The organism is Pseudomonas putida, assembly GCA_029953615.1.
GTDB lineage: Bacteria > Pseudomonadota > Gammaproteobacteria > Pseudomonadales > Pseudomonadaceae > Aquipseudomonas.
Genome location: CP124529.1, coordinates 2,269,409 through 2,292,290 on the forward strand (window position 1 = coordinate 2,269,409; position 22,882 = coordinate 2,292,290).

At 60.0% G+C, this 22,882-nt stretch carries 19 protein-coding genes and 2 pseudogenes; 9 read left to right on the forward strand and 12 right to left on the reverse strand.

The window, feature by feature from the left end; all coding sequences use genetic code 11:
* Positions 1 to 181: 181 nt before the first annotated feature.
* A complete protein-coding gene (locus QIY50_10390) occupies positions 182 to 667 on the forward strand; it encodes an acyl-CoA thioesterase (protein WGV22532.1) in 486 nt (161 codons plus the stop codon).
* On the opposite strand, the gene pdxY is transcribed toward QIY50_10390, so the two are convergent.
* Positions 664 to 1,536 (reverse strand): pyridoxal kinase PdxY, encoded by an 873-nt coding sequence (pdxY, locus tag QIY50_10395; protein ID WGV22533.1) that lies wholly within the window; start codon positions 1,534 to 1,536, stop codon positions 664 to 666. The two genes, QIY50_10390 and pdxY, sit on opposite strands and share 4 nt — an antisense overlap.
* 120 nt (positions 1,537 to 1,656) lie before the next feature.
* Between pdxY and QIY50_10400 the strand changes: the two genes are divergently transcribed.
* Positions 1,657 to 2,049 (forward strand): DUF3301 domain-containing protein, encoded by a 393-nt coding sequence (locus QIY50_10400; GenBank protein WGV22534.1) that lies wholly within the window; start codon positions 1,657 to 1,659, stop codon positions 2,047 to 2,049.
* On the opposite strand, the gene QIY50_10405 is transcribed toward QIY50_10400, so the two are convergent.
* The 3 genes from QIY50_10405 to zigA are packed head-to-tail and all read right to left on the reverse strand — an operon-like array spanning position 2,000 to position 4,894.
* Positions 2,000 to 3,022 carry a CobW family GTP-binding protein gene (locus tag QIY50_10405; protein ID WGV22535.1) on the reverse strand — a complete coding sequence of 341 codons (1,023 nt, stop codon included), beginning with the start codon at positions 3,020 to 3,022 and terminating at the stop codon, positions 2,000 to 2,002. The two genes, QIY50_10400 and QIY50_10405, sit on opposite strands and share 50 nt — an antisense overlap.
* A 40-nt stretch (positions 3,023 to 3,062) precedes the next feature.
* Complete coding sequence (locus QIY50_10410; GenBank protein WGV22536.1) at positions 3,063 to 3,689, reverse strand: DUF1826 domain-containing protein; 627 nt, start codon at positions 3,687 to 3,689, stop codon at positions 3,063 to 3,065.
* On the reverse strand, positions 3,686 to 4,894 hold the full coding sequence (gene zigA / locus QIY50_10415; GenBank protein ID WGV22537.1) for a zinc metallochaperone GTPase ZigA: 1,209 nt from the start codon (positions 4,892 to 4,894) through the stop codon (positions 3,686 to 3,688). The genes QIY50_10410 and zigA overlap by 4 nt, the downstream gene beginning before the upstream one ends.
* Positions 4,895 to 5,016: 122 nt before the next feature.
* Between zigA and folE2 the strand changes: the two genes are divergently transcribed.
* Positions 5,017 to 5,922 carry a GTP cyclohydrolase FolE2 gene (gene folE2, locus QIY50_10420; GenBank protein ID WGV22538.1) on the forward strand — a complete coding sequence of 302 codons (906 nt, stop codon included), beginning with the start codon at positions 5,017 to 5,019 and terminating at the stop codon, positions 5,920 to 5,922.
* Here folE2 and QIY50_10425 read toward each other — a convergent pair.
* Positions 5,906 to 6,433 (reverse strand): DUF3617 domain-containing protein, encoded by a 528-nt coding sequence (locus QIY50_10425; protein WGV22539.1) that lies wholly within the window; start codon positions 6,431 to 6,433, stop codon positions 5,906 to 5,908. The two genes, folE2 and QIY50_10425, sit on opposite strands and share 17 nt — an antisense overlap.
* Positions 6,434 to 6,565: 132 nt before the next feature.
* Here QIY50_10425 and cls point away from each other — a divergent pair, with 132 nt between their 5' ends.
* Positions 6,566 to 8,005, forward strand: a complete 1,440-nt coding sequence (cls, locus tag QIY50_10430; protein WGV22540.1) for a cardiolipin synthase — start codon at positions 6,566 to 6,568, stop codon at positions 8,003 to 8,005.
* 141 nt (positions 8,006 to 8,146) lie between these two features.
* On the opposite strand, the gene cfaB is transcribed toward cls, so the two are convergent.
* Positions 8,147 to 9,331, reverse strand: a complete 1,185-nt coding sequence (cfaB, locus tag QIY50_10435) for a C17 cyclopropane fatty acid synthase CfaB (protein ID WGV22541.1) — start codon at positions 9,329 to 9,331, stop codon at positions 8,147 to 8,149.
* Between the two features lie 207 nt (positions 9,332 to 9,538).
* Between cfaB and lpdA the strand changes: the two genes are divergently transcribed.
* A complete protein-coding gene (gene lpdA, locus QIY50_10440) occupies positions 9,539 to 10,939 on the forward strand; it encodes a dihydrolipoyl dehydrogenase (GenBank protein WGV22542.1) in 1,401 nt (466 codons plus the stop codon).
* Between the two features lie 324 nt (positions 10,940 to 11,263).
* Here lpdA and QIY50_10445 read toward each other — a convergent pair whose 3' ends face one another.
* From QIY50_10445 to pobA, 3 genes are all read right to left on the reverse strand, one after another.
* The gene (locus QIY50_10445) at positions 11,264 to 12,037 is read right to left on the reverse strand and encodes a coniferyl-alcohol dehydrogenase (GenBank protein ID WGV22543.1); all 774 of its coding nucleotides are present in this window, start codon (positions 12,035 to 12,037) and stop codon (positions 11,264 to 11,266) included.
* 19 nt (positions 12,038 to 12,056) lie between these two features.
* Positions 12,057 to 13,532: an aldehyde dehydrogenase family protein gene (locus QIY50_10450; GenBank protein WGV22544.1), complete on the reverse strand. Its 1,476-nt coding sequence runs from the start codon at positions 13,530 to 13,532 to the stop codon at positions 12,057 to 12,059.
* 64 nt (positions 13,533 to 13,596) lie between these two features.
* A complete protein-coding gene (gene pobA / locus QIY50_10455; GenBank protein WGV22545.1) occupies positions 13,597 to 14,781 on the reverse strand; it encodes a 4-hydroxybenzoate 3-monooxygenase in 1,185 nt (394 codons plus the stop codon).
* 132 nt (positions 14,782 to 14,913) lie between these two features.
* Between pobA and QIY50_10460 the strand changes: the two genes are divergently transcribed.
* Positions 14,914 to 15,783, forward strand: coding sequence for a helix-turn-helix domain-containing protein (locus QIY50_10460; protein WGV22546.1), 870 nt, complete (start codon positions 14,914 to 14,916; stop codon positions 15,781 to 15,783).
* Here the strand turns inward: QIY50_10460 and QIY50_10465 are convergent.
* Entirely contained in the window at positions 15,780 to 16,688 is a 909-nt protein-coding gene (locus QIY50_10465) for a 2-dehydropantoate 2-reductase (GenBank protein WGV22547.1), read from the reverse strand. The two genes, QIY50_10460 and QIY50_10465, sit on opposite strands and share 4 nt — an antisense overlap.
* A 229-nt stretch (positions 16,689 to 16,917) precedes the next feature.
* On the opposite strand from QIY50_10465, the pseudogene QIY50_10470 reads away from it, so the two are divergent.
* From QIY50_10470 to QIY50_10480, 3 genes and pseudogenes are all read left to right on the forward strand, one after another.
* A pseudogene (locus QIY50_10470) lies at positions 16,918 to 17,984 on the forward strand (carbon-nitrogen hydrolase family protein).
* Between the two features lie 80 nt (positions 17,985 to 18,064).
* Positions 18,065 to 18,958, forward strand: a complete 894-nt coding sequence (locus tag QIY50_10475) for a transporter (protein ID WGV22548.1) — start codon at positions 18,065 to 18,067, stop codon at positions 18,956 to 18,958.
* 26 nt (positions 18,959 to 18,984) lie between these two features.
* Positions 18,985 to 20,211 carry an MFS transporter gene (locus QIY50_10480; protein ID WGV22549.1) on the forward strand — a complete coding sequence of 409 codons (1,227 nt, stop codon included), beginning with the start codon at positions 18,985 to 18,987 and terminating at the stop codon, positions 20,209 to 20,211.
* A 56-nt stretch (positions 20,212 to 20,267) separates the two neighbouring features.
* Here the strand turns inward: QIY50_10480 and QIY50_10485 are convergent, their stop codons facing one another.
* Together QIY50_10485 and QIY50_10490 are read right to left on the reverse strand one after the other, a co-directional pair.
* Positions 20,268 to 21,242 carry a helix-turn-helix domain-containing protein gene (locus tag QIY50_10485; GenBank protein ID WGV22550.1) on the reverse strand — a complete coding sequence of 325 codons (975 nt, stop codon included), beginning with the start codon at positions 21,240 to 21,242 and terminating at the stop codon, positions 20,268 to 20,270.
* A 274-nt stretch (positions 21,243 to 21,516) separates the two neighbouring features.
* Positions 21,517 to 22,780 (reverse strand): annotated as a pseudogene (locus tag QIY50_10490) (OprD family porin).
* Positions 22,781 to 22,882: the final 102 nt, after the last annotated feature.

Below are 22,882 nucleotides of genomic sequence, written 5' to 3' on the forward strand. Positions count from 1 at the left end.
CGATGCAATATGCAGAAACAGATCGGCTGGAAAAGCGTCGCTGATGGCATGATCGGCGTGACGATGGAGCGTCAGCCAACGTCCCGTACCAAGAAGGCAAATTCAGAAGAGGGGAACACAAGTGTCTGCAGATAACGCCCCCCACTCGCCCGATTCAGCGCAACCTCACCGTGAGCACACTATGGAACCTGGAAACGCCCAGCTGAGCATGACCGTCCTGATGACCCCGGACATGGCCAACTTTTCTGGCAACGTACATGGCGGCACCCTGCTCAAGTATCTCGACGAAGTGGCCTATGCCTGTGCCAGCCGCTATGCCGGCAGCTATGTGGTCACCCTGTCGGTCGATCAGGTGATCTTCCGCGAGCCTGTGCACGTGGGTGAACTGGTGACCTTCCTGGCGTCGGTCAACTACACCGGCAACACCTCGATGGAGGTGGGCATCAAGGTGGTGACCGAGAACATCCGCGAGCGCTCGGTACGCCATTCCAACAGCTGCTTCTTCACCATGGTCGCGGTCGACGACAACCGTCGCCCGGTGCCGGTGCCGCCACGCCAGCCGCAAAGCAGCGAAGAAAAGCGCCGCTTCCTGCAGGGCCAGCAGCGCCGGCAGATCCGCCAGGAACTGGAAAAGCGCTACCAGGACCTGAAAACCGACGCCATTTAAAGCGCCAGCAACTGTGCCTCGAAGCGCACCCGTGGGTGCGCGATGCGGTCCTGGGCCCGCACCAGTTGCAACTCGTAGCTGGCGCAGGCCTGGGTTTCCAGCAGCACTTCGTGCACAGCCGCAGCGGTGAATTCGAACGCCTGCACCCAGCTGTCGCCCATCAGCACGCGGGCCAGGAACAGGCCCGAGGTCAGATCACCCACCCCCACCGGCTGCCGCGGGAACGCCAGCAACGGGCGGCGCAGGTGCCAGCTGTGCTCGGCTGTCACCAGCAGCATCTCGAACTGCTCCTCGGCACGCCCGGGGTAGGCCAGGTGCTTGACCAGCACCACCTGCGGCCCGCGCTGCAGCAGGCTGCGCGCCATGTTCACACAGTCCTCCAACGACTGCGCCCGGCGCCCACAGAAGCTGTCCAGCTCCAGCTGGTTGGGGCACAGGATGTCGGCCCTTGCGGCCGCCTCGTCGAGCAGGAACTCACTGACTTCCTCTGGCACGATGCAGCCCTTTTCCGGGTGACCCATGACCGGGTCGCACAGGTACAAAGCCTTTGGGTTCACCGCCTTGATCCGCTCGACGCCGGCCAGAATCGCCCGCCCTTGTGCGGCACTGCCCAGGTAACCGGACAGCACCGCATCGCAGTGGCCCAGCTCGCCGATGTTGGAAATGCCTTCCACCAACGCAGGAATTTGCGCCGGGGCAAGCACTTCACCCGCCCACTGGCCATACTGTGTGTGATTGGAGAACTGCACGGTATTGAGCGGCCACACATTGACCCCGATACGCTGCATGGGAAACACCGCGGCGCTGTTGCCGGCGTGGCCGAACACCACATGGGACTGGATGGCGAGCAGGTGCGGGGTACGTTTCATGCGGGAGGTTTCCAAAGCTGTTTCAGGGATTGTGCGCAGCGCAGTATGAACTCGATTGCCACCTGTACGACAGGCCAGGGACGCAGTTAAGCTGGATCGACCTGTTTGGAGCATATGCAAATGTTGACCCTGGAAAACCTCTTCGTCCTGATGCTGGTCGCCACGGCAGGCGCCTGGTTGTGGCACAACCACGGGTTGCGCGAAAAAGCCCTGGAACGGGTCAAACAGCATTGCACCAAGCTCGACCTCGAACTGCTCGACGATGCGGTCGCACTCAAGCGCATTGCCTTTGTCCGTGACGCCAACGGCCGCAAGCGCCTGGCGCGCATCTATGCCTTCGAGTTCACCGTCACGGGCGAACAGCGCCACCCCGGTACCGTAACCCAGTTCGGCGCCCACAGCGTGCAGATCGAACTGGCGCCCTACCCGTTCGAGATCAAGACCCCACCGCGCGCCGACAATGTCATCGAGATGCAGCAGTGGCGCCAGGAGCACAACCGCTGGCGCAACTGATCAACTGACGCGTGCATTCGCTCAACCCGGCCTGCAACGCAAGTTGCGATTGCGGCTGGTCGAAAATCAGCTCGATACGCGTATCCCTGCGCCAATCGCTGGGTTGCCAGGCGGGTATATCCCCATTCAGGCCATTGAATGATTGCCAGCCCTCCACACTGTGGATAACCCCCTTGGCGCGCCGCCACGGCCAAGCCCGCAAGAATGCCTGCAGCCGCTGTGGATAAAATTGCTGGCCAGGGTGCCAGCGCCAGCCAATGCTCCAACCTCCTTCTCCCTGCTGGGCAAGACAGATCGGTTGGCGAGGATCCGTCCATAGCGCTGCGGATGGATTTCCAGGATTGTCGACAATCATGTTATCCACAAGCGAGCTATCGACAATGCCCTTGGGTGCAACCGGAAGATCCGACAAGGGCAACTTTCCTTGGATGGTCCAGAATAATTTCTTCCCATAAAACTTTTTATTTATCAATAGCTTGGAATAATCATCAACAGCCTCTGATTTGTTGAGGACAACGCTTTCAGACGCATCGAACGCCTGCTGTTGAGCCTCCGGGAGCCGCTCGTTCCGCACCATCGACTGCGCATCCACAACCACCAATAATGGCTGTATTGTCAGCACTCCACCCCAAGGGGCCTGCTGTAACTGCGCAAGCAACTGCAAAGGATGGCCCAGCCCGGACGGCTCGATGAATAACCGGTCAGGCCGGGATTTGCGCAGCAGCCGGGCCAGGCCCACCTGGAACGGCATGCCATTGACGCAGCACAGGCAGCCACCCGCGACCTCGCCGATGGCGATGCCGTCTTCGTCACGGCTGAGCAAGGCAGCATCCAGGCCTACCAGGCCGAATTCATTGATCAACACAGCCCAGCGCTCACTGGCAGGGCGCTGGGCCAGCAGAATACGGATCAGGGTGGTCTTGCCGGCCCCCAGCGGGCCGGCAATCACATGGGTGGGAATGTTCTGCAGCATGGGGCAGCTTCGGGCAAGGGTGATGCCTCACTATGCGCCGTCAAGCCAGCCAGTCAAGGCTGAGCAGCAGGCGCCCCCGCTTCTCCGAGGGGGAGCGATGCACCAGGCCCGCGCCTTCGTTGCCCTGCCACCTCTCACCTTTGAGCACTGCCACATCGCCAGCTTGCAGGTGCTGGATGTTATCCACAGATGGTATCGCTGTGTGTAAGTGACCACGAGGGCTCGCGTCCTCCTTCAGCCACTCGCTACCTGGGCCAGCGTAGGTGGTGAGCAGCCGCAGCGGAACGTTATCCACATGAAAACGCGGACACATGGGGCCTGTCAGTACCCGCAGGCGCAAACCGACCCGCTGCGCACCCACCAGGCAGGTATAAGCCGCTACCAGCCAGGCCACATCCGCCACGAATGCCTCATAGCCATGCAAGTCCGCCGCTTCGGGCAACAGTTCGGTCAATACCGGCATGTGCTGTTCGTCCACATCGATGACGCGCTGATCTGCCAAGGGCTGGCCAAGGCTGACAACCAGCGCGGCAAAATCCTCCAGTTGCGGCGGCAAACGTCGGTGCCATACCGCCAGGTTCACGCCCTCCTGCAGCACATCGGTCAGCACCTGCGGTGTTTCGCCAAACACCTGGAAAATATCCACAGGCTTGCGTGCCGGGTTCATGCTGCGGCCTCCTCACTCCATGGACCGAATGGGTCGGGCAGGCGCAACCAGCCCATGTGCCCCAAATCCATTTCCTGGTCGGTCAGCAGGCATGCGTCGAGTGCTGTGGATAATTTTCCGAAGTCGATATTCTGCCCTATGAACACCAGTTCCTGGCGGCAGTCACCACACTCGGCAACCCAGTTCTTCAAGATCGCGGCAGTGTTATCCACATCCTGTGGCCACTGCTCGCGTGGCACGAACCGCCACCAGCGGCCCGCAAGGCCGTGACGCATCATACCGCCTGCCTGCGACCAACTCCCGGCTTCCTGGTACTTGCTGGCCAACCAGAAAAAGCCTTTCGAACGCAGCAGTCGCCCATTGCTCCAAGGCGTGTGGATAAAGTCGAAAAAGCGCTGTGGATGAAATGGTCGCCGGGCCTGCCAGGTGGTGGCGGCAATGCCGTACTCCTCGGTTTCCGGCACGTGCTCGCCACGCAACTCCTGCAGCCAGCCAGGGGCCTGGGCAGCCTGGTCGAAGTCGAAAAGGCCGGTATCGAGGATGCGTTCCAGTGGTACCTGGCCCATGACCATGGGCACGATCTGCGCCCGGGCATTGAGGCTGCGCAGAATGGCCATGAGCTCCTCGCGCTCGTGCTGACTGATCAGATCGATCTTGCTCAGCAACAGCACATCGGCGAACTCGACCTGTTCGATCAGCAAGTCACTGATCGAGCGCTCGTCCTCTTCACCCAAGGTTTCGCCACGGCTGGCCAGGCTGTCGGCCGCTTGGTAATCACGCATGAAGTTCAGGCCATCGACCACGGTGACCATGGTGTCCAGCCGCGCCATGTCAGAGAGGCTACGGCCCTGTTCGTCGCGGAAGGTAAAGGTCTCGGCTACCGGTAGCGGTTCCGAGATCCCAGTGGATTCGATGAGCAAGTAGTCGAACCGACCTTCTTCGGCCAGCCGTGCCACTTCCTCGAGCAGGTCTTCACGCAGCGTGCAGCATATGCAGCCATTGCTCATCTCCACCAACTTCTCCTCGGCGCGGTTGAGGCTGACGTTGCGCTGCACTTCACTGGCGTCGATGTTGATTTCACTCATGTCGTTGACGATGACCGCGACCCGCAGATTGTCGCGGTTACGCAGCACATGGTTGAGCAAGGTGCTCTTGCCGGCGCCAAGGAAGCCGGACAGCACGGTGACAGGGAGACGGTTGGACATGGCGAAACCTCTTCAGGCGAGCGCATTCGAATCGATGCATTGCACAATGTTATAAAGTAACAATACAATTTCGCCAAGCCGTTATCGACGGACGCGTGCTCCCCTTCTGTTTGGAATGCCAAATGACCCAGCTCAAGCTCCCCGACATCGCCGCACAACGCCAGGAATACCCGTTGCCCTTGAACTGGGTAGGTATGTGCGGAATCGCCCAACCGGTGCAGTTTGAAGGGCGCACAGCGGCCGCCAATGTCGATGCCGGCGTTAACCTGGTAGATGGCAATTCACGCGGTATCCACATGTCGAGGCTTTATCTCGCCTTGGAGTCGTTGCAACACCAGCCCCTGACGCCGCTTGCCCTCCGCCAGTTGCTGGCTGATTTCCTCAACAGCCATGATGGTCTTTCTTCCGCAGCCTATGTGCGTCTGCGCTTCGATCATCTGCTGAAAAGGCCCGCCTTGATCAGCCCGCTGGAAGGTTGGAAAAGCTATGCCGTCACAGTCGATGCAAAGATCGAAAATGAAATGTTCCACGTGGAACTATCCGTTTCCATACCTTACTCCTCGACCTGCCCATGCTCGGCTGCACTTTCACGGCAGCTGATTCAACAGCAGTTCCAGTCGCATTTCAGCGCTGAGCAGGTTGATAAGTCTGCAGTGCTGCGGTGGCTTGGCAGCGCCGAAGGCATCGTAGCGACGCCCCATAGCCAACGTAGTAGCGCGCAAATCCGGGTGAGGCTGCACAGCAATCAGCAGGTACTGCCAATCACCGAGCTGATCGACCGCATGGAAGCCAGCCTGGGGACAGCGGTACAGACCGCGGTAAAGCGCGCAGATGAACAGGCCTTTGCCTTGGCCAACGGCCAGAATTTGATGTTTTGCGAAGACGCCGCTCGACGCCTGCATAGGGCACTGCGGCAAATAGAATGGAGCACGGCCTTCAAGCTGCGCGTGGAGCATGCAGAAAGCCTGCACGCCCACGACGCTGTCGCGACCAGCCAGTGGCAATGGGATGTCAGCTGCGCGGCTTGACCGACCCGCAGTCATTACCCAACCACACGGCACGGGTGTTCATGCTGCCCTGTTGCTGAATACCCGAGGCGTTGAACGTGCCATTGACCTGTGTGGTGAATTCCCGGTCACTGAGGAAAGTCGCTTGGCCACTGCCCTGTGCTTTGGGGCAGCTGAATTGGAACTTCCACACATTTCCGGTGCGGTCGGTGATCTTCTGGGTACAACCTGACTTCGGGTCCTGTAGCGGGATATCGTTGGTTGCCACCTGCTCTGGCGTCAGGCACGAACGCACCCCCTTACCACCAACAGTAACCCCTTGTTTGGCCAGCACCCCTTCCATCATCGCGCGCTGCTCCGGCGGCAGGTTTTTCAACTGGCCGAGCATGAACTCCATGTCGGGTAACGGCTTGCCATCGACCTGCATGTTGCTGGTGGTCAGCTCCCACAAGCCAGGCTGCAACATCTGAGCATGCACCAGCGGGCTGCTCACACCTAGGGCCAACGCCAACAGTGGCAGACGAATCTTCATGGACGAACGCTCCTGGAAAAAAGCCGGCCAAGCGGGCCGGGCTGAGCCTTAGACGCCAAATCCACCTGCAGGTTGCAAGGCGGACCGGGAACGTGTTCTGTTACTCAAGTGTACTTGGCCAGCAGGATGCATATGGACTACCACAGCCCCTACTTCTTCGGTTATCTACTCGGCCTGGTTCATCTGCTGGGTATCGTCGCCGCACTGCACGCACTGTTCACCGTGCGCACTGCCCAAGGCGCAATCGCCTGGGCCATGCCGTTGTTCTTCATCCCTTACCTCACCCTGATCCCTTACCTGGTCTTCGGTGCGCGCTCGTTCTATGCCTACATCAAGGCCCGGCGCCAGGCCAACCAGGAAATGCACGTGGCCATGGCCAGCCTTAACTGGCGGCCTTGGGTAGAGGAAGCCCTTACTGCTCGCGAATCGGAAAGCTATGCGGCCTTGCGCGCCATGCCCAAGCTCGGGCGCATGCCCTGCCTGGCCAACAACCAGGTGAAGCTACTGATCGATGGAAAGGCGACATTCGATGCCATCTTCGCTGCCATCGAAAAAGCTCGCGACGTGGTGCTGGTGCAGTTCTTCATCATCCATGACGACTGCCTCGGCAAGGCGCTGCAGCAACTGCTGCTGCGCAAGGCCGCCGAGGGGGTGCAGGTATTCGTGCTGTACGACCGCGTCGGCAGCCATGCCTTGCCGGCCAACTACAGCCAGCGCCTGCGAGACGGTGGTGTACAGATCCATGCCTTCGCTACCCGTCGTGGCTGGTTCAATCGCTTCCAGGTGAACTTCCGCAACCATCGCAAGATCGTGGTAGTGGACGGCCTGCTCGGTTTCATCGGTGGGCACAATGTGGGCGATGAATACCTCGGTGACCACCCGCAGCTCTCACCTTGGCGCGACACCCATGTGCAAATCAGCGGGCCGGTGCTGGCCTGCCTGCAAGAGTCGTTCGCCGAGGACTGGTACTGGGCCACGCGCCAGCTACCGCCGCTGATCCTGCCAGACGCATACCCGGATAATGGCGTGCTGTGCCAAGCCTTGGCCAGCGGCCCGGCCGACCCACAGGAAACTTGCTCATTGTTCTTCCTTGAGGCGATCCATTCAGCCACCCGGCGCATCTGGATCACCAGCCCGTATTTCATCCCCGACGAGGCGGTGTTCGCCGCGTTGCGTCTGGCGGTGCTGCGCGGGGTCGATGTGCGCGTGCTGATCCCGTCACGCCCAGACCATCGCATCGTCTATGCCGCCTCCAGCCTGTTCGCCTTCGAAGCAGTCCGTGCAGGTGTACGCATGTTCCGCTACCAACCGGGCTTCCTGCATCAGAAGGTGGTGCTGGTGGATGACGAAATCAGCGCGATCGGCAGTGCCAACCTGGACAACCGCTCGTTCCGTCTGAACTTCGAAATCACCCTGCTGACGGTAGACCGCAGCTTCGCCGATCAGGTCGAGAGCATGCTGATCAATGACTTTGAACAGGCGCGAGAAATTACTGCTGAGGACAGCCGCGATACCCATCGGCTGCAGCAACTGGGGATGCGGATTGCGCGGCTGATTTCGCCGATCCTGTAAAGCTGAATGCGGTCACTGTGGGAGCGGGCGTGCCCGCGAAACAGGCGGCGCAGTAGATGGCACCGGCTTTGCCGGTGTTCGCGGGCTCGCCCGCTCCCACAGAAACTGCGCCAGACAGAATCTCCCACAGCGGTTGCGTTATTAGCGATACAGGTCTTCACGCGTCCAAGGCAGGTCATGATGCCCATCGGCGTAAGGCTTCACGGCGAGTATCTGGTGCAGGTTGATCCATCCCTTCTGGAAGGCATAGGCACACCCGGCGAGGTACAGGCGCCAGATGCGCAAGGTCTTCTCGGGCACCAGATCCGCCGCCTTGTGCAACTGGTTCTCCAGGTTCTCGCTCCAGTGGTGCAAGGTCTTCGCATAGTGCAAACGCAGGCTTTCCACATCTACCACTTCCAGCCCCGCTTCACAGATGCTGGCGCTGATCATCGAAAGGTGCGGTAACTCGCCATGGGGGAACACGTAGCGGTCGATGAACTCGCCAGCGCCACGTCCGACCGGGCGGCCATCGACATGCTTGGCGGTGATGCCGTGGTTCATCACCAGGCCACCTTCCCTCACGGCACCGAACAGCTTCCGGCAGTACAGCGCCAGGTTGGCATGCCCGACATGTTCGAACATGCCAACGCTGACAACCTTGTCGAAACGGCCATCCTGAGGCAGGTCGCGGTAGTCGAGAATCTTCAGGTCGACCCTGTCGGCCAGCCCCTCAGCCTTCACCCGCTCGCGGCCAAGCTTTAGCTGCTCTTTGCTCAGAGTGATACCAAACACCTTGGCGCCATATTCGCGAGCAGCGAAACGCGCCAGCCCACCCCAGCCGCAGCCAACGTCGAGCAAGTAGTCACCGGCGTCCAGGCGGAGCTTGCGGCACAGATGATCGAACTTGTCCTGCTGGGCCTGATCCAGCGTGTTGTCCGGCTCGCGGAAGTAGGCGCACGAATAGGCCATGTCCTGATCCAGCCATAGCTGGTAGAACGCGTTGGATACATCGTAATGATAGGAAATGGCTTCGGCGTCGGTGCTCTTGTCATGGGCCAGCCGCTGCGGTGGGGTGTCATTCTCATCGGTCAGTAGCGCTTCGCTCAGCTCATCGCATACCCGGATGGCTTCACCGATATCGCCTTCCAGCTCCAGCTTGCCTTCGACGAACGCCGTGCCCAGCTGGTCCATGCTCGGGTGGCTCAACTGGCTGATCAGCTGTGGTTCCTTGACCAGGATGGTGACCTGCGGGCTAGGCCCCAGATCGAACTGGTTACCGTCCCACAGTTTCAGCCGCAGCGGCAGATGCAGGCTCTGCAGTGCCGGTGGAAGTTGCGCAAGCATGAACGACCCTCCTGTCCGTATTTGGCCACGACGCCTGATATTTCGAACGTCGCCGGATTAGAGTAGTTCATTCGTGGGATGTTTCCTCTAAACGAGACCATGGTCTAGAACCAACTGATCTTATCCACACAGCAGATTGTATACAATTTTTGCTTCTCAGCTTAACCTTGTGCCCCTCTCGCGCTTCTTCATCCTGGAGTTGAACCCATGAAATCCTATGACGTGGTGATCATCGGCGGTGGCCCTGGCGGCTACAACGCAGCCATCCGTGCCGGCCAGCTGGGGCTGAGCGTAGCCTGCGTGGAAGGCCGCTCGACCCTGGGCGGCACTTGCCTGAACGTGGGCTGCATGCCTTCCAAGGCGCTACTGCATGCTTCCGAGCTGTACGAAGCGGCCAGTGGTGACGAGTTCGCCCACCTCGGTATCGAAGTCAAACCTAGCCTCAACCTCGCCCAGATGATGAAACAGAAGGACGAGAGCGTGACCGGCCTGACCAAGGGCATCGAGTATCTATTCCGCAAGAACAAGGTCGACTGGATCAAGGGTTGGGGCCGCCTGGAGGGTGTCGGCAAGGTCGTTGTCAAGGCTGAGGACGGCAGCGAAACCGCGCTGCAGGCCAAGGACATCGTCATTGCCACCGGTTCCGAGCCTACCCCTCTGCCGGGCGTGACCATAGACAACCAGCGCATCATCGACTCGACCGGCGCGCTGTCGCTGCCACAGGTGCCCAAGCACCTGGTCGTCATCGGTGCCGGCGTGATCGGCCTGGAGCTGGGTTCGGTATGGCGCCGCTTGGGCAGCCAGGTTACGGTCATCGAATACCTCGACCGCATCTGCCCGGGCACGGACGAAGAAACCGCCAAGACCCTGCAGAAGGCCTTGGCCAAGCAAGGCATGGTGTTCAAGCTGGGCAGCAAGGTGACCCAGGCCAGCGTCAGCGCCGATGGCGTGAGCCTGACCCTGGAGCCCGCCGCCGGCGGCAGCGCAGAAACGCTGCAGGCCGACTACGTACTGGTCGCCATTGGTCGCCGCCCCTATACCAAAGGGCTGAACCTGGAAAGCGTGGGCCTGGAGACCGACAAGCGCGGCATGCTCAGCAACGACCACCACCGCACTAGCGTGCCGGGTATCTGGGTGATTGGCGACGTCACCTCCGGCCCGATGCTGGCGCACAAGGCCGAAGACGAAGCGGTGGCCTGCATCGAACGCATCGCCGGCAAGCCCCACGAGGTCAACTACAACCTTATCCCTGGCGTGATCTACACCCGCCCGGAGCTGGCCACCGTGGGCAAGACCGAAGAACAGCTCAAGGCCGAAGGGCGTGCCTATAAAGTGGGCAAGTTCCCCTTCACGGCCAACAGCCGCGCCAAGATCAACCATGAGACCGAAGGCTTCGCCAAGGTCATCGCCGATGCCGAAACCGATGAAGTGCTGGGTGTGCACCTGGTAGGCCCAAGTGTCAGCGAGATGATCGGTGAGTTCTGCGTGGCCATGGAGTTCTCGGCCTCGGCGGAAGACATCGCCCTCACCTGCCACCCCCACCCGACCCGCTCCGAGGCCTTGCGCCAGGCAGCGATGAATGTGGACGGGATGGCGATGCAGATCTGATGCTAGATCGCCGGGGCTGCTTTGCAGCCCATCGCGACACAAGGCCGCTCCTACAGGGAATTGCGTTCTCCTGTAAGAGTGGCCTTGTGTCGCGACGGGGCTCAAATGGATTTAGAGACTTAAAACTGTCGCAACGGGGCCAAGATTTTTGTGGCTTGCAGCTTCGTTTGGAGGAAACGCAAAACTGTCGCGGTAGCAAAAATGCCTACGTGAACAGATGCGCTAGAGAATTAAATCTGTCGCAGCCATATACGACGCTGCTTTCAGGAAAACTCAACGGAGCCCTAAACGTAGGGCTTCGTCGGGATACCTACACTAAGTAGTCTATAAGCCGTTACTGCTGGCCAGAATATGCGAATGCATACCGCCATCGACCGCCACATTGGTACCGCGCATCCAGCGTGATCCGTCGCTGAGCAGAAAGGCCACTACCGGCGCAATATCGGAAGCGTGGCCGGGTCGATCCATGGTTTTCATGTCTTCTTCGGCACGGGCACCGAGGGTTTCGATGAAGTCCTTGAGGATCGGTGTGTCTACCGGGCCTGGGCTGACGGCATTCATGCGAATGCCGCGATCGCGCCAGGTCCAGCGATGCTGCAAGGTCCAGGCGATCAGCGCTTCCTTGGAGAAAAAATAGCTGCGCGCGCCGACGATCTCATGGCGAGCACAGAACGCCGCTGCGCCAGAGAAACTCAGATGTTCACTGTCTTTGATCGCAGCGATTGACTGTGGCCAGCCCACACCCGCGAGCGAGGCCAAGTTGACGATGGAGGCGTTGTCGGCGAGGCGCGGCAACATCCCTAGCGTAAGGTACTTGAGACCGACCAGATTGACCTTGAGCACCAGCTCGGCATTTTGCGTCGGTGCCAAGCCAGCGATATTGGCCAGGCCGTCAATGCCATCGGGCAGCTGCCCGAGCAATGAGTCGATCGAGGCCTGGGACGACAAGTCGGCCTGGATGAAGCGGTCGACCTCGACTGTGGGGCGGTTGATGTCAACGCCGATCACGTGGGCACCCTGGGCGCGCGCAAGCCGGGCGGTTTCTTCACCGATGCCTGAGGACACACCTGTGATGACCAGCACTTTACCGTTCAGCATGATCGTTCTCCCGTTGGCCTCAGAATGGATAGCGTCGCGGGCTGGCTTGCACGCTGATCCAATGATCGGTAGTGAACTCCTCGATGGCCCAGTCGCCATTGAAACGACCAAGCCCAGAGTTCTTTTCGCCACCAAATGGTGCATGCGCCTCGTCATTCACCGGGATATCGTTGACGTGAGTCATCCCGGCCTTGACCTTGCGGGCGAAGCGCACAGCACGTTCCAGATCGCCACTGAACACAGCGCTGGACAGGCCAAATTCGCTGTCGTTGGCCAGCTCGAGGGCGTGGGCTTCATCACGTGCGCGCTGAATTCCAACCAGAGGGCCAAAGATCTCCTCGCGGGCGATCTCCATATCCTTGGTGACATCCGCAAACACATGCGGCGCCAGCAATTGCCCTTGTACCTCGCCTTCGACTACGGTCCGGGCACCCTCCTGCTTGGCTCGCGCAATCTTTTCCACCAGACCTTGCAATTGCTTGGCATTGATAATCGGCCCGATCACTGTGTCAGCCTCGTGTGGGTTGCCGACTTTCAACGCTTTTACTTTCTTGGCATAACCCGCGACAAATTCATCGTAGATCGCGTCTTCAACGATGATCCGGTTGATCGCCATGCAGATCTGACCCTGATGAAGGAACTTGCCCATCACCGCCGCGCCTACCGCTTGTTCGAGGTCAGCATCGGCCAGGACCACGAAGGGGCTGTTGCCACCCAGTTCTAGCGCCACATGCTTGAGGTGCTGCCCGCCCGATGCCAGGCGGCCGATGTTCAGCCCGACTGGGGTCGAGCCTGTGAAGGAGATGAACTTGGGCACCTCATGCTCGACGAACGCATTGCCGATTTTCGCCCCGGCGCCGACCACGACGCTGATCAGCCCCGCCGGCAGCCCGGCTGCCTCGTACAGACTGGCCAGGAGCAGACCGCCGGTGACCGGCGTGTCGCTGGCAGGCTTGATCACTACAGCGTTACCCAAGGCCAAGGCAGGCGCAACGGAGCGCTGCGACAAGTGCAGAGGGAAGTTCCATGGGCTGATCACGCCAACAACCCCGAGCGCCTCACGGTATACGCGGTTTTCCTTGCCAGGCACATTGGACGGCAACAGGCGGCCGTGAACCCGGGCCGGGAACGAGGCCGACTCCAGGGTAATGCTGCGCGCCGCGCCCCATTCGATTTGCGCTTTGATGCGGGTACTGCCCGACTCGCGAATGATCCAGTCGATGATCGCTTCGCGGTGCTCGTCGAATAACTGCACCACGCGATGCATCACCGCTGCCCGCTCGGCAGGGCCGGTGGCGGCCCACTGCACCTGCGCTTGCGCGGCCTTGCGATAGGCTTCATCAAGGTCGTCGCGATCAGCCTGGACAATTTGCGCCAACTCGCTGCCATCGAACGGGTTGGTCACCTGCAGCACACTGCCGTCACGGCCGTCGCGCCATTGACCTGCAATGAACTGTTGGGAGAAGACTGGGAATTGCGTGGCAAGGTGAGTCATGAGTTACCTCTTTATTGGAGTAGCGCTCATCGTTCGATGAGTCGTTGATCACAGCGCAGGGGGTTCACGCCACTGGCTCGTACGGCAAGCCAACATAGTTTTCTGCAATCGTTTTGCGCCCGGCTTCGGAGCTCACGAAGTATTCCAGCTCGGTCTGCTGCATGCGTTGGCTGAAGGGGTCGGTGCCGGGGAATTGATGCAACACCGAGGTCATCCACCAAGAGAAGCGTTCGGCCTTCCAGACTCGGCGCAGGCAGATCTCCGAGTAACGCTCGAGCAGGTCCTGACGGCCGTCGCGGTAGTACTTGAGCAGGATCCGGTAAAGAGTGCTGACATCGCTGGCGGCCAGGTTCAAGCCTTTGGCGCCGGTAGGCGGGACGATGTGGGCGGCATCCCCGACCAGGAACAGGTGGCCATACTGCATTGGCTCGACCACGAAGCTGCGCAGCGGCGCGATGCTTTTCTCGATGGAGGGGCCGGTGATCAGCTTGGCGGCAACGGCTTCGGGCAAACGGCTCTTGAGTTCGTCCCAGAAGCGCTGATCCGACCAGTCTTCGACCTTTTCATCGCTGGCGACCTGCACGTAGTAACGAGTGCGCGTAGGCGAGCGCATGCTGCACAGGGCAAAGCCTCGCTCATGGCTGGCGTAGATCAATTCTTCGTTGACCGGCGGCGTATCGGCCAGTACACCCAGCCAGCCGAACGGATAAACCCGCTCGAATTCCTTGAGCACACCATCCGGTATCGATTTGCGGGAAACGCCATGATAGCCATCGCAGCCGGCGATAAGGTCGCAGTCGATGCGTACCTGGTTACCGTCCTGGATGAACGTGACGTAAGGCTTTTCGCCCTTCAACTCGTGCAGTTGCACATCGCTGGCGTCATAGTAGGTCGGCGCACCGCTTTGCCGACGCGCCTGCATCAAGTCACGGGTAACCTCGGTCTGGCCGTAGATCATCACGGTCTTGCCGCCAGTCATTTCGCGCAGGTTGATGTGCTCCACACGACCATTGAAGGCAAGCTCGAAACCATCATGCACCAGTCCTTCCTGATCCATCCGTGCACCGACACCCGCCTCGCGCAGCAGATCGACCATGCCTTGCTCAAGCACGCCAGCCCGGATCCGGCCAAGGACATAATCAGGGCTCTGGCGCTCGATGATGACGTTGTCGATACCGGCATTGTGCAGCAATTGGCCGAGCAGCAATCCAGACGGACCTGCCCCGATGATGGCAATTTGAGTCTTCATTGTTTTTATCCTCATGAGCCTGGCGGCTCTGGGTTACGATTTGTCGTTCTGTATTTTTCGCAGATAAAGGTTCTATAAAAAGGCAATTTCTGCTTTATTTTTAGGACTTTTCGAGGATCGGCAGGTATCCGTATGGCGACTGTGAATGGCATCCCGGTGTTCAAGCTCTACGGCGAGACGTCCTGGCCGACGCCGGACCTGATCCACTGCGAGTCGATACCTGAGCGCAGCCGTTTGCATGATTGGGAAATTAAGACCCACCGCCACGGTGACCTTGCTCAGTTGCTCTACGTACAGGCCGGACAGGCCCGGGTCTTGGTCGAAGGTGTCGAGCAACAAGTGAGCGGCGGTGCCCTGCAGATTGTTCCGGTGATGAGCATTCATGGTTTTCGCTTCTCCGAGGACATTCAGGGCTACGTGATAAGCCTGGCCAAGCCGGTACTCGACCGCTTTGCGCCGTTGCTTGAAGGCAAGCCGATGGCTGAAGCACACTGCTACTGGGCCGGCGATGACCGTGATTACCTTGAACAGTTGCTCGCCCAGCTGACCGAGGAATACGCCTCCCGCCGGCCGGAGCGCGACCTGATGTTGCAGTCGCTGCTGTGCGCCCTGCTGGTATGGATCTCGCGGCGTTCTCGCGAACGTGCACAGCACATCGCCAAACCCCGAGAGCGCGGCATGCAGCACCTCGATCACCTCGCGCAGCTGATTGAAAAGCACTTCCGGGAACACCAACAGATCGAGCACTACGCCCAGCAGATCGGCGTCAGCACTGCCCACCTCAATGCGCTGTGCCGGCAGCTTGCCGGGCAGTCTGCGCTGCAACTGGTCAACCAACGGGTGATCCTCGAGGCCAAGCGCAACCTGGTCTACACCTCCATGACCATCGGACAGGTAGCCGACAGCCTGGGCTTTGCCGAGCAGGCTTATTTCTCGCGCTACTTCAAGCGGGCCACCGGGCTGACGCCCAAGGAGTTCCGCCTGCAACGCAGCGAGGTTTAGCCCTCGCTGACCTTGACCAGGTTGTACAGCGCCTGCAGCACTGGCGTCGCCACGCCCAAGCGCTTGCCCTGCGCGACGACTGCTCCATTGATGAAATCAATCTCGGTTTTTCGCCCGGCTTCCAGGTCCTGCAGCATCGACGGCTTGTGCTGCTGGTGATTGCGCAAGGCGTAGTCGACGGCAGCGTTGACTCGCGCGCCATCTACCGCGATGCCATTCGCCTGGGCAACGGCCACTGTTTCCGCAAGGATGCTGTCCAATACCTGGCGCCCCTGCTCGGAGCTGCCAACCGCACCGACCGTCTGTCGAGTAACGGCACACACCGAGTTGAGTGCTGCGTTGAAGGCAACCTTTTCCCAGATCGCTACCTGTACCTGCGGATCGGCCTCACAGGCCAATCCAGCCTGGCTGAATACAGCGGCAACCTCTTGAACCACCGGACTGTCTTCGCCGCTATAGGACCAGAGGTTGACGTGGCCTTCGCCATGGCTATGCACCACGCCTGGCGCCACTAGGTCGGCAGGAAAGTTGGTCATGCCGACGATCACGCGTTCAGCAGGCACCACCTCGGCAATCAGTTCGGCGTTGCCCAGGCCATTCTGTAACGACAGCGCCCAGGTGTCGGACCCGACCAGATGACGCACTGAGTCGATCGCCGCTGCGGTGTGAAAACCTTTGGTGAAGATCACCAGCAAATCAACGTGGCCAGAAAATTGCGCTGCCCGTCCAATCGGGACCTGCACGGTTGCCTGCACATCGGGGGTTTCCAGGCGCAGACCCTGCCGGCTGATGATCTCGATGGCGTGGTCGGAGGCTTCGACAAACGAAACATCTTGCCCTGCCAATGCCAGACGGGCGCCAAACAGACCGCCCATGGCTCCCGCACCAACAATCGCAATCTTCATCGCTGTTCTCCGAGTGGTAAAGACACACTGTAAGAACTCGTCGGATATCTCACAAATAGATGGTTGATAGGAAAACCATAGACCGCACTTATTTAACCTTGAACATTACGCCTTCCCAGGGCAGCGCCCTGGATTTGCTACGCCTAGGCAACTTTGGCGGTACGCAGGGTAAAAAGCGCCGCAGGCCAGCTCCATAGAATGAGGCTGCACATGCCCCAAGGAGCCTGCGATGCCCATCAATCACCCCCAGTACCGCGTTGCCGCCGTTCAGGCCGCACCTGAATTTCTTGATCTGGAAGCTACCATCGAGAAGGCCATCGGCCTGATGCAACAGGCCGCCAGCGCCGGCGCCAGCCTCGTTGCCTTTCCCGAGAACTTCTTCCCCGGCTATCCGTTCTTTCTCTGGCTGGGTTCGCCGGCCTGGGCCATGCAATTCCCCCCCCCCCCCCCCCCCCCCCCCCCCCCCCCCCCCCCCCCCCCCCATCCAGCGCTATCACGACAACTCGCTGACAATTGACAGCCCGCAGTACCAGCGCCTGTGTGAAGCAGCCAGACGCCTGCATATCTACTTGTCCATCGGCTTCAGCGAAAAATCCAACGGCAGCCTGTACATGGCCCAAGCGCTGATCGACGACCAGGGCAAGACCCTCAGCACCCGGCGCAAGCTGAAACCAACGCTGGTTGAGCGCAGCCTTTTCGGCGAAGGCGATGGCAGTGACCTGAGCGTGATCGATACGCCACTGGGAAAAGTCGGTTCGCTGTGCTGCTGGGAACATGTGCAGCCGCTGAGCAAATATGCGTTGTTCGCCCAGCACGAGCAGGTGCATATCGCAGCCTGGCCGAGCTTCTCGCTGTACAGCGGGGTCGGCCTACGCCCTCGGTCCGCAGGTCAACACGGCCGTGACCCAGACCTACGCCGTAGAAGGCCAGTGTTTCGTCGTGGCGCCCAGCTCGGTAGTGAGCGACAGGATGATCGAGCTGCTCTGCCACAACGAAGAGGCCCAGCGCCTGCTGCCATCTGGCGGTGGCCATGCGCGGATCTTCGGGCCCGATGGCGCGCCCCTGGCCGAGCCACTGGATGAACACCGCGAGGGGCTGTTACTTGCGGACGTCGATCTGGCTGTTCTGAGCCTGGCCAAGCTCGCCGCCGACCCGGTAGGCCACTACTCACGGCCGGATGTCACCCGCCTGCTGCTCGACAACACCCCTCGCCGGCCAATGCACCTCGGCACCTTCGCACAACCCGCCGCAGTCACGCCCACCAACAACTCTGATGAGGTTCAGCCAGACGTCTGAGGCGGCACCCCACATAAGAATCGACCCGCCAGCGCCCCCTTTGCTCACTGCCAATAATAAATTTCTGGAGCAATCACATCATGCAAGCCCGCAAAGACAAGACCGTCTTCACAACCTTGTGTGCAGCCCTCACAGCGTTGGCTCTGGCCAACAGCAACGTCGTCGACGCCGCCGTGCTATCAACCGATCCCGGCGACTATGTCGCCTTGCCACCGGGCACCGAGTTGGGTCTGCTGTATTACCAGCACACCGAACGCAACCGTATCAAGCTCGATGGCCGCACCGTGACCAAGGACTTTGGCCTGGACAGCGACATCGGCATCGCTCGCTTCGTGCACTGGACCACCTTGGGCGGTTTCACCGTCACGCCACAAGTCATCCTGCCCTTCGGCCATCTCGACCTGAGCGGCAGCAAGGACTATAGCGTCAGCGGCGCCGCAGACCCTATGGTCGGAAGTGCACTGTGGCTGGTAAACGACCCCAAGCAAGAGCGCTATCTCGCCATCGCCGGCTATGTCGGCATGCCACTGGGCAGCTATGACCAAGACGCTCCGGTCAACCTCGGTGAGAACCGCTGGAAAGGCATGCTGCACCTGGCCTATGTGCAGGCGCTGTTGCCTAACACGCTGTATGCAGAGATAACGCTGGAACACGACACCTTCGGCGATAACGATGACTTCTTCGGCCAGACGCTACGCCAGGACGATGTGTTCGAAGTGCAAACGCACCTGCGCTATGTCTTCAACCAGACGAATCAGTTCGCTGTCAGCTGGTTTCACACCACAGGTGGCGAAACCCATGTCGGTGGCGTGGCCCAGAACGACACGACCGGCACCCAGCGCTATCTGCTGACGTGGCAGCATTTCCTGCAACCGACCCTGCAGGTACAGACCCAATTCGGCCAGGACCTTGATGTCGTCAACGGCGCTCAGGAGAAATTCCGGGTGAACGTCCGCATCGCACACGCCTTCTGACGCCCACTCCTTTCTGAGCACTAACCATGAAAAAACTCTCTTACGAGTGGAAGCTGGTACTCCTGCTGGCTGTCCTGTTCGGGATCGTCGGCCTTGACCGGTTTGTCGTTCTCTATCTGTTCCCAGTGATCATCCCTGAGCTTGGCCTCAACAATATGCAGGCCGGCGCCATAGCTTCCGTGCTGGCGTTAACCTGGGCGATCTCGACCTGGGTACTGGGCAGCATGTCCGACAAGTACGGGCGCAAGCGGGTGCTGATCTATTCGACGCTGTTTTTCTCGCTGATGACCTGGATGACAGCTATCGCCAAGAGTTTCACCAGCATGCTGGTGATCCGAGGGCTGCTGGGCATAGGCGAAGGTGGCGTATTCAGCACCAGCGTCGCAGCCATTGCCAGCGCCTCCTCGCCCGATAAAAAAGGCCTCAACCTGGGGATCCACCAGGCCTTCTTCCCGCTGCTGGGGATCGGGCTGGGGCCGATCATCGCCACTCAGCTCAATAACTACATGCCCTGGGAGATGGTCTTTATCGTGGTGGGCGTGCCCGGCGTGCTGCTAGCCTGGTGTTTGGCCAGGTTCATGCGTGAGCCCGCACGGGAGGCGCCAAGTGCCCACGGCGCCTCAAGCGATGGCGCCTTCGCGGCGCTGCGTTACCGTAACATCTGGGTCGCCACCATGGTCAGTTGCTGCTTCCAGACGGGCCTGTTCGTTTTCTCGACCTTCGTTGCGCTGTACCTGACCCAGGTCGTAGGCCTGGAACTGAGTACGGTTGGCCTGATCGTTTCCGGCTGGGGCTTCGGCGGTTTCTTCGGCATGATTATTATGCCGGCGCTGTCTGACCGTGTTGGCCGGCGCCCGATCATGATTGTCTGCGCGGCGGCCTACAGCGCGCTGATGCTGGTATTTGCGCTGTACCCACTGCCCCCGGCCGGTATGTTCGCGCTGTTGTTCATTGCAGGTGTATTCGGCTTCGGCATTGCGCCGATATTTCTGGCGATCATCCCCGCAGAAACCGTACCCGCGCGCATGACCGGTAGCGCCGTGGGCATTCCGACCTGCATCGGCGAGATGCTCGGTGGCGTTCTCATGCCTATCGTCGCGGGAGGGCTAGCTGATGCATTTGGCCTGCAGTATCCGATGATGATTGTCGGCGTGGCCTTCGCCACCATCGCTATCGTCTCGTTCGCCTTCATCGAAACGGCGCCACGCGCCTTAGCCAGCGCAGCATCCCCTGAGCGTGCCGCCACCCTGTAGTGATGGCCTGGCCCCGCTCGCTTGGCATTGGCCACAGCGCGGGGCCTGCAGGATGTTTACTTCGTGGGCAGCGAGACCGCGCGATATTCGCGGGGAGACATACCCAGGTGACGTTTGAACACCCGACTGAAATGCGCATTGCTGGAGAAGCCCCAGCTATAGGCGATGTCGCTGATGCTGCGGTCACGCAGGCAAGGGTTGGCCAGCGCCATCCGACACAACTCCAGACGCTTGCCCCAGATGTACTCGCTCGCCGAGACCGGTTGCCCGGAAAATACCCGGTGCACAGAGCTGACGGACATCTTCAGCTGTTCGGCGATCCACTCGACACTCAGCAGTGGCTCGGTCAGATGAGCATCGATCAGGCTCTTGATGCGCTCAAGGTGAAACTGGACGAGACGGGTGCAAGCCGAGTCGGCCTCATCCTTGGCCAACGACTGCACACCCAGCGAGAGCATCTCCAGCAGCGGTCTGGCAAAGGCGTCTTCACCCACTTCGGTGGCATGCTTCTGTTCTTCGAACAGCGTCAGCATGAGGCCGCCAATGATCCGGCCAATCGCATTGGCCGTTGTCAGCGGCTTCGACACTGCACGCTCTGCAGCCGGGTTGTAGAGGTGCATGGTCTCTTGAGGTATGCGCAGCGAGCACATGCGAAAAGCGCGAGGCAGCACGACCTTGTACGGCCGGCGGGTATCATAAAGGACGATCTCGCCAGCACCTACAGTGCAGCGCCGGTCATCCTGGGTGAGCTCGCACATGCCATGGGTAATCAGGCTCAGGATGAAATAATGCGGGTCGCCGCCACCGCTGACCCGACGCTCGACGCTGTGCGCACTTGCCTGAAGATCGATCAGATCGAGGCAGCCTAGACGACTGTGCTTGAGATGCGCCTCAAAACCAACAGGCGCATCGTTACTGGAGAGTCCGCCCAGCTGACAATCAAGTTTGGCGAAGAATCGGCTGCTGATATCGTCCCAGAAACCGCCGAGCTCTGACGCCGGAACGCAGGCAGTTGAGATGGAAGTCGTCATCGCGGTTACCTGGAAGATGGCATAACGTAAACCTGCAAATAATGTTCCGCTGAAAACGGTTGGTAGCGCAGCCCGAAGCGCACGGTTGCCTCAGGCAACAATTATGCGACGCTCAGTTAAACAGCGGGGTCTTGCAGCTGGCTGTACTCAACGCATGTCCCTGCAGCCCGGTTCGCATGGGTGATAGGCCGCACATTCTCGGTGCATGCGCTGATACCGAAATCCCGAGATGTGTGCTTTGGTAAACCGATACCGTTGCCCACCGTCGGCCCAGTCAGAAGTTCCAGGTGTAGGTCGTGATAAGACGATTTTCGGCGTAATCGGCACCCGACGCCCTGCCGCTGCCGTAGCGCGTCTTCACGTCAATGTTGCGCCATTCAAAGCCCAACCCCCTGAGTGCACCGCTTTGCACCACATAGCTGAAGACGAAGTTGCGCTCGCTTTCAGCATTCTTGTCCAGGTCGTTATTGCCACGATCAATGCCACTGCCACGCAGGTAGCGTGTCATGAACCTGAGGCCAGGTACTCCAAGCGCTACGAAATCGTAATCGTAGCGCAGCTGCCAGGACGTCTCGTTGGCCTTGAAGAAGCCAACAGTCGACCAGTTGACCAGGTAAGGTTGCGGTGCATAGCCGTTGAACAACGGGAAGGCGCTGTCGCCCAGCATGCGCTGATAGCCAACACCCAAGCCATGCCCACCGGTCTTGAGGGTGGTCATGGCTCCGTAGCTCTTGTTATCGATCTCACCGTACAGCGCCTGGCCGTCCTCGCGATTCTGGTAGTAACGCAGCTCGGTCAGCAGGGTGTAGTCCGCCCGAGAGCGCCCAGCGGTTGGAGAGGCCTAGATAATTCTGCTGGTAGATGTCCTCAAGCTGACCGTAAAAGTAGGTTGCGGACAGGTTAGGGGTGAACTGATAAGTAGCGCCGGCAAAGTTCAGACCGTCGCTTGGGCGCCGGATGTTAGCCCCATTCATGAGGTAGATCTTTTCCCGGTTCGAGGACTCGCGAGTCGCGATCTCGTTGATCCGCCCCGCGGTTAGCGCAAGGTTGGACCACTCTTTGGACTCGACCATGACACCCTGGTACGTAGTCACCAGTTGCCGCGAATCGTCGATGTAGGCTACTGGCAAACGTGGACGCAACTCGCCGACGCGCAGCTCGGTCTGCGAGTATTTGACCTTGCCAGTAACTCCAGTGCGCCCATAGTCGCGCACCTGTTCACCCTTGCTGGCATCGTACGGGATCACACTGTCTGGACCGCGGCCTCCGCCGCCATCAAGGCGATAGGCCCACTGTGTACTGGTCTCTACACCGAACTGCAGAGGGCCTTCGGTATATCCGGAAGCAAAGCGCAGGTCGAAGCCCTGCGTCCAGCTGCCGACACGTGACTTGGCGGCATCATGCTGCTTGAAATCCCTGTCGATATAAGCATTACGCAGCCCGAGCGCCACGGTACTGTCTTCGACAAAGTCTGCGTTGGCTGCAAACGATTGGGCAAAGCAGGCACAACCTATCAGCCACACACGGCGGCTGCACATTAGAGACGAACGCATACCCGATACCTTTTTATTATTTTGTGAACGGCACGATCCACCCGCCGCTCATGGCTGAACGGCGGGAATTCCTGACATGGCAAGGTG

Coding starts and splice junctions, on each gene's coding strand:
- QIY50_10390 (WGV22532.1), top strand. CDS start 182: ATGGAACCTGGAAACGCCCAGCTGAGCATGACCGTCCTGATGACCCCG.
- pdxY (WGV22533.1), bottom strand. CDS start 1,536: ATGAAACGTACCCCGCACCTGCTCGCCATCCAGTCCCATGTGGTGTTC.
- QIY50_10400 (WGV22534.1), top strand. CDS start 1,657: ATGTTGACCCTGGAAAACCTCTTCGTCCTGATGCTGGTCGCCACGGCA.
- QIY50_10405 (WGV22535.1), bottom strand. CDS start 3,022: ATGCTGCAGAACATTCCCACCCATGTGATTGCCGGCCCGCTGGGGGCC.
- QIY50_10410 (WGV22536.1), bottom strand. CDS start 3,689: ATGAACCCGGCACGCAAGCCTGTGGATATTTTCCAGGTGTTTGGCGAA.
- zigA (WGV22537.1), bottom strand. CDS start 4,894: ATGTCCAACCGTCTCCCTGTCACCGTGCTGTCCGGCTTCCTTGGCGCC.
- folE2 (WGV22538.1), top strand. CDS start 5,017: ATGACCCAGCTCAAGCTCCCCGACATCGCCGCACAACGCCAGGAATAC.
- QIY50_10425 (WGV22539.1), bottom strand. CDS start 6,433: ATGAAGATTCGTCTGCCACTGTTGGCGTTGGCCCTAGGTGTGAGCAGC.
- cls (WGV22540.1), top strand. CDS start 6,566: ATGGACTACCACAGCCCCTACTTCTTCGGTTATCTACTCGGCCTGGTT.
- cfaB (WGV22541.1), bottom strand. CDS start 9,331: ATGCTTGCGCAACTTCCACCGGCACTGCAGAGCCTGCATCTGCCGCTG.
- lpdA (WGV22542.1), top strand. CDS start 9,539: ATGAAATCCTATGACGTGGTGATCATCGGCGGTGGCCCTGGCGGCTAC.
- QIY50_10445 (WGV22543.1), bottom strand. CDS start 12,037: ATGCTGAACGGTAAAGTGCTGGTCATCACAGGTGTGTCCTCAGGCATC.
- QIY50_10450 (WGV22544.1), bottom strand. CDS start 13,532: ATGACTCACCTTGCCACGCAATTCCCAGTCTTCTCCCAACAGTTCATT.
- pobA (WGV22545.1), bottom strand. CDS start 14,781: ATGAAGACTCAAATTGCCATCATCGGGGCAGGTCCGTCTGGATTGCTG.
- QIY50_10460 (WGV22546.1), top strand. CDS start 14,914: ATGGCGACTGTGAATGGCATCCCGGTGTTCAAGCTCTACGGCGAGACG.
- QIY50_10465 (WGV22547.1), bottom strand. CDS start 16,688: ATGAAGATTGCGATTGTTGGTGCGGGAGCCATGGGCGGTCTGTTTGGC.
- QIY50_10475 (WGV22548.1), top strand. CDS start 18,065: ATGCAAGCCCGCAAAGACAAGACCGTCTTCACAACCTTGTGTGCAGCC.
- QIY50_10480 (WGV22549.1), top strand. CDS start 18,985: ATGAAAAAACTCTCTTACGAGTGGAAGCTGGTACTCCTGCTGGCTGTC.
- QIY50_10485 (WGV22550.1), bottom strand. CDS start 21,242: ATGACGACTTCCATCTCAACTGCCTGCGTTCCGGCGTCAGAGCTCGGC.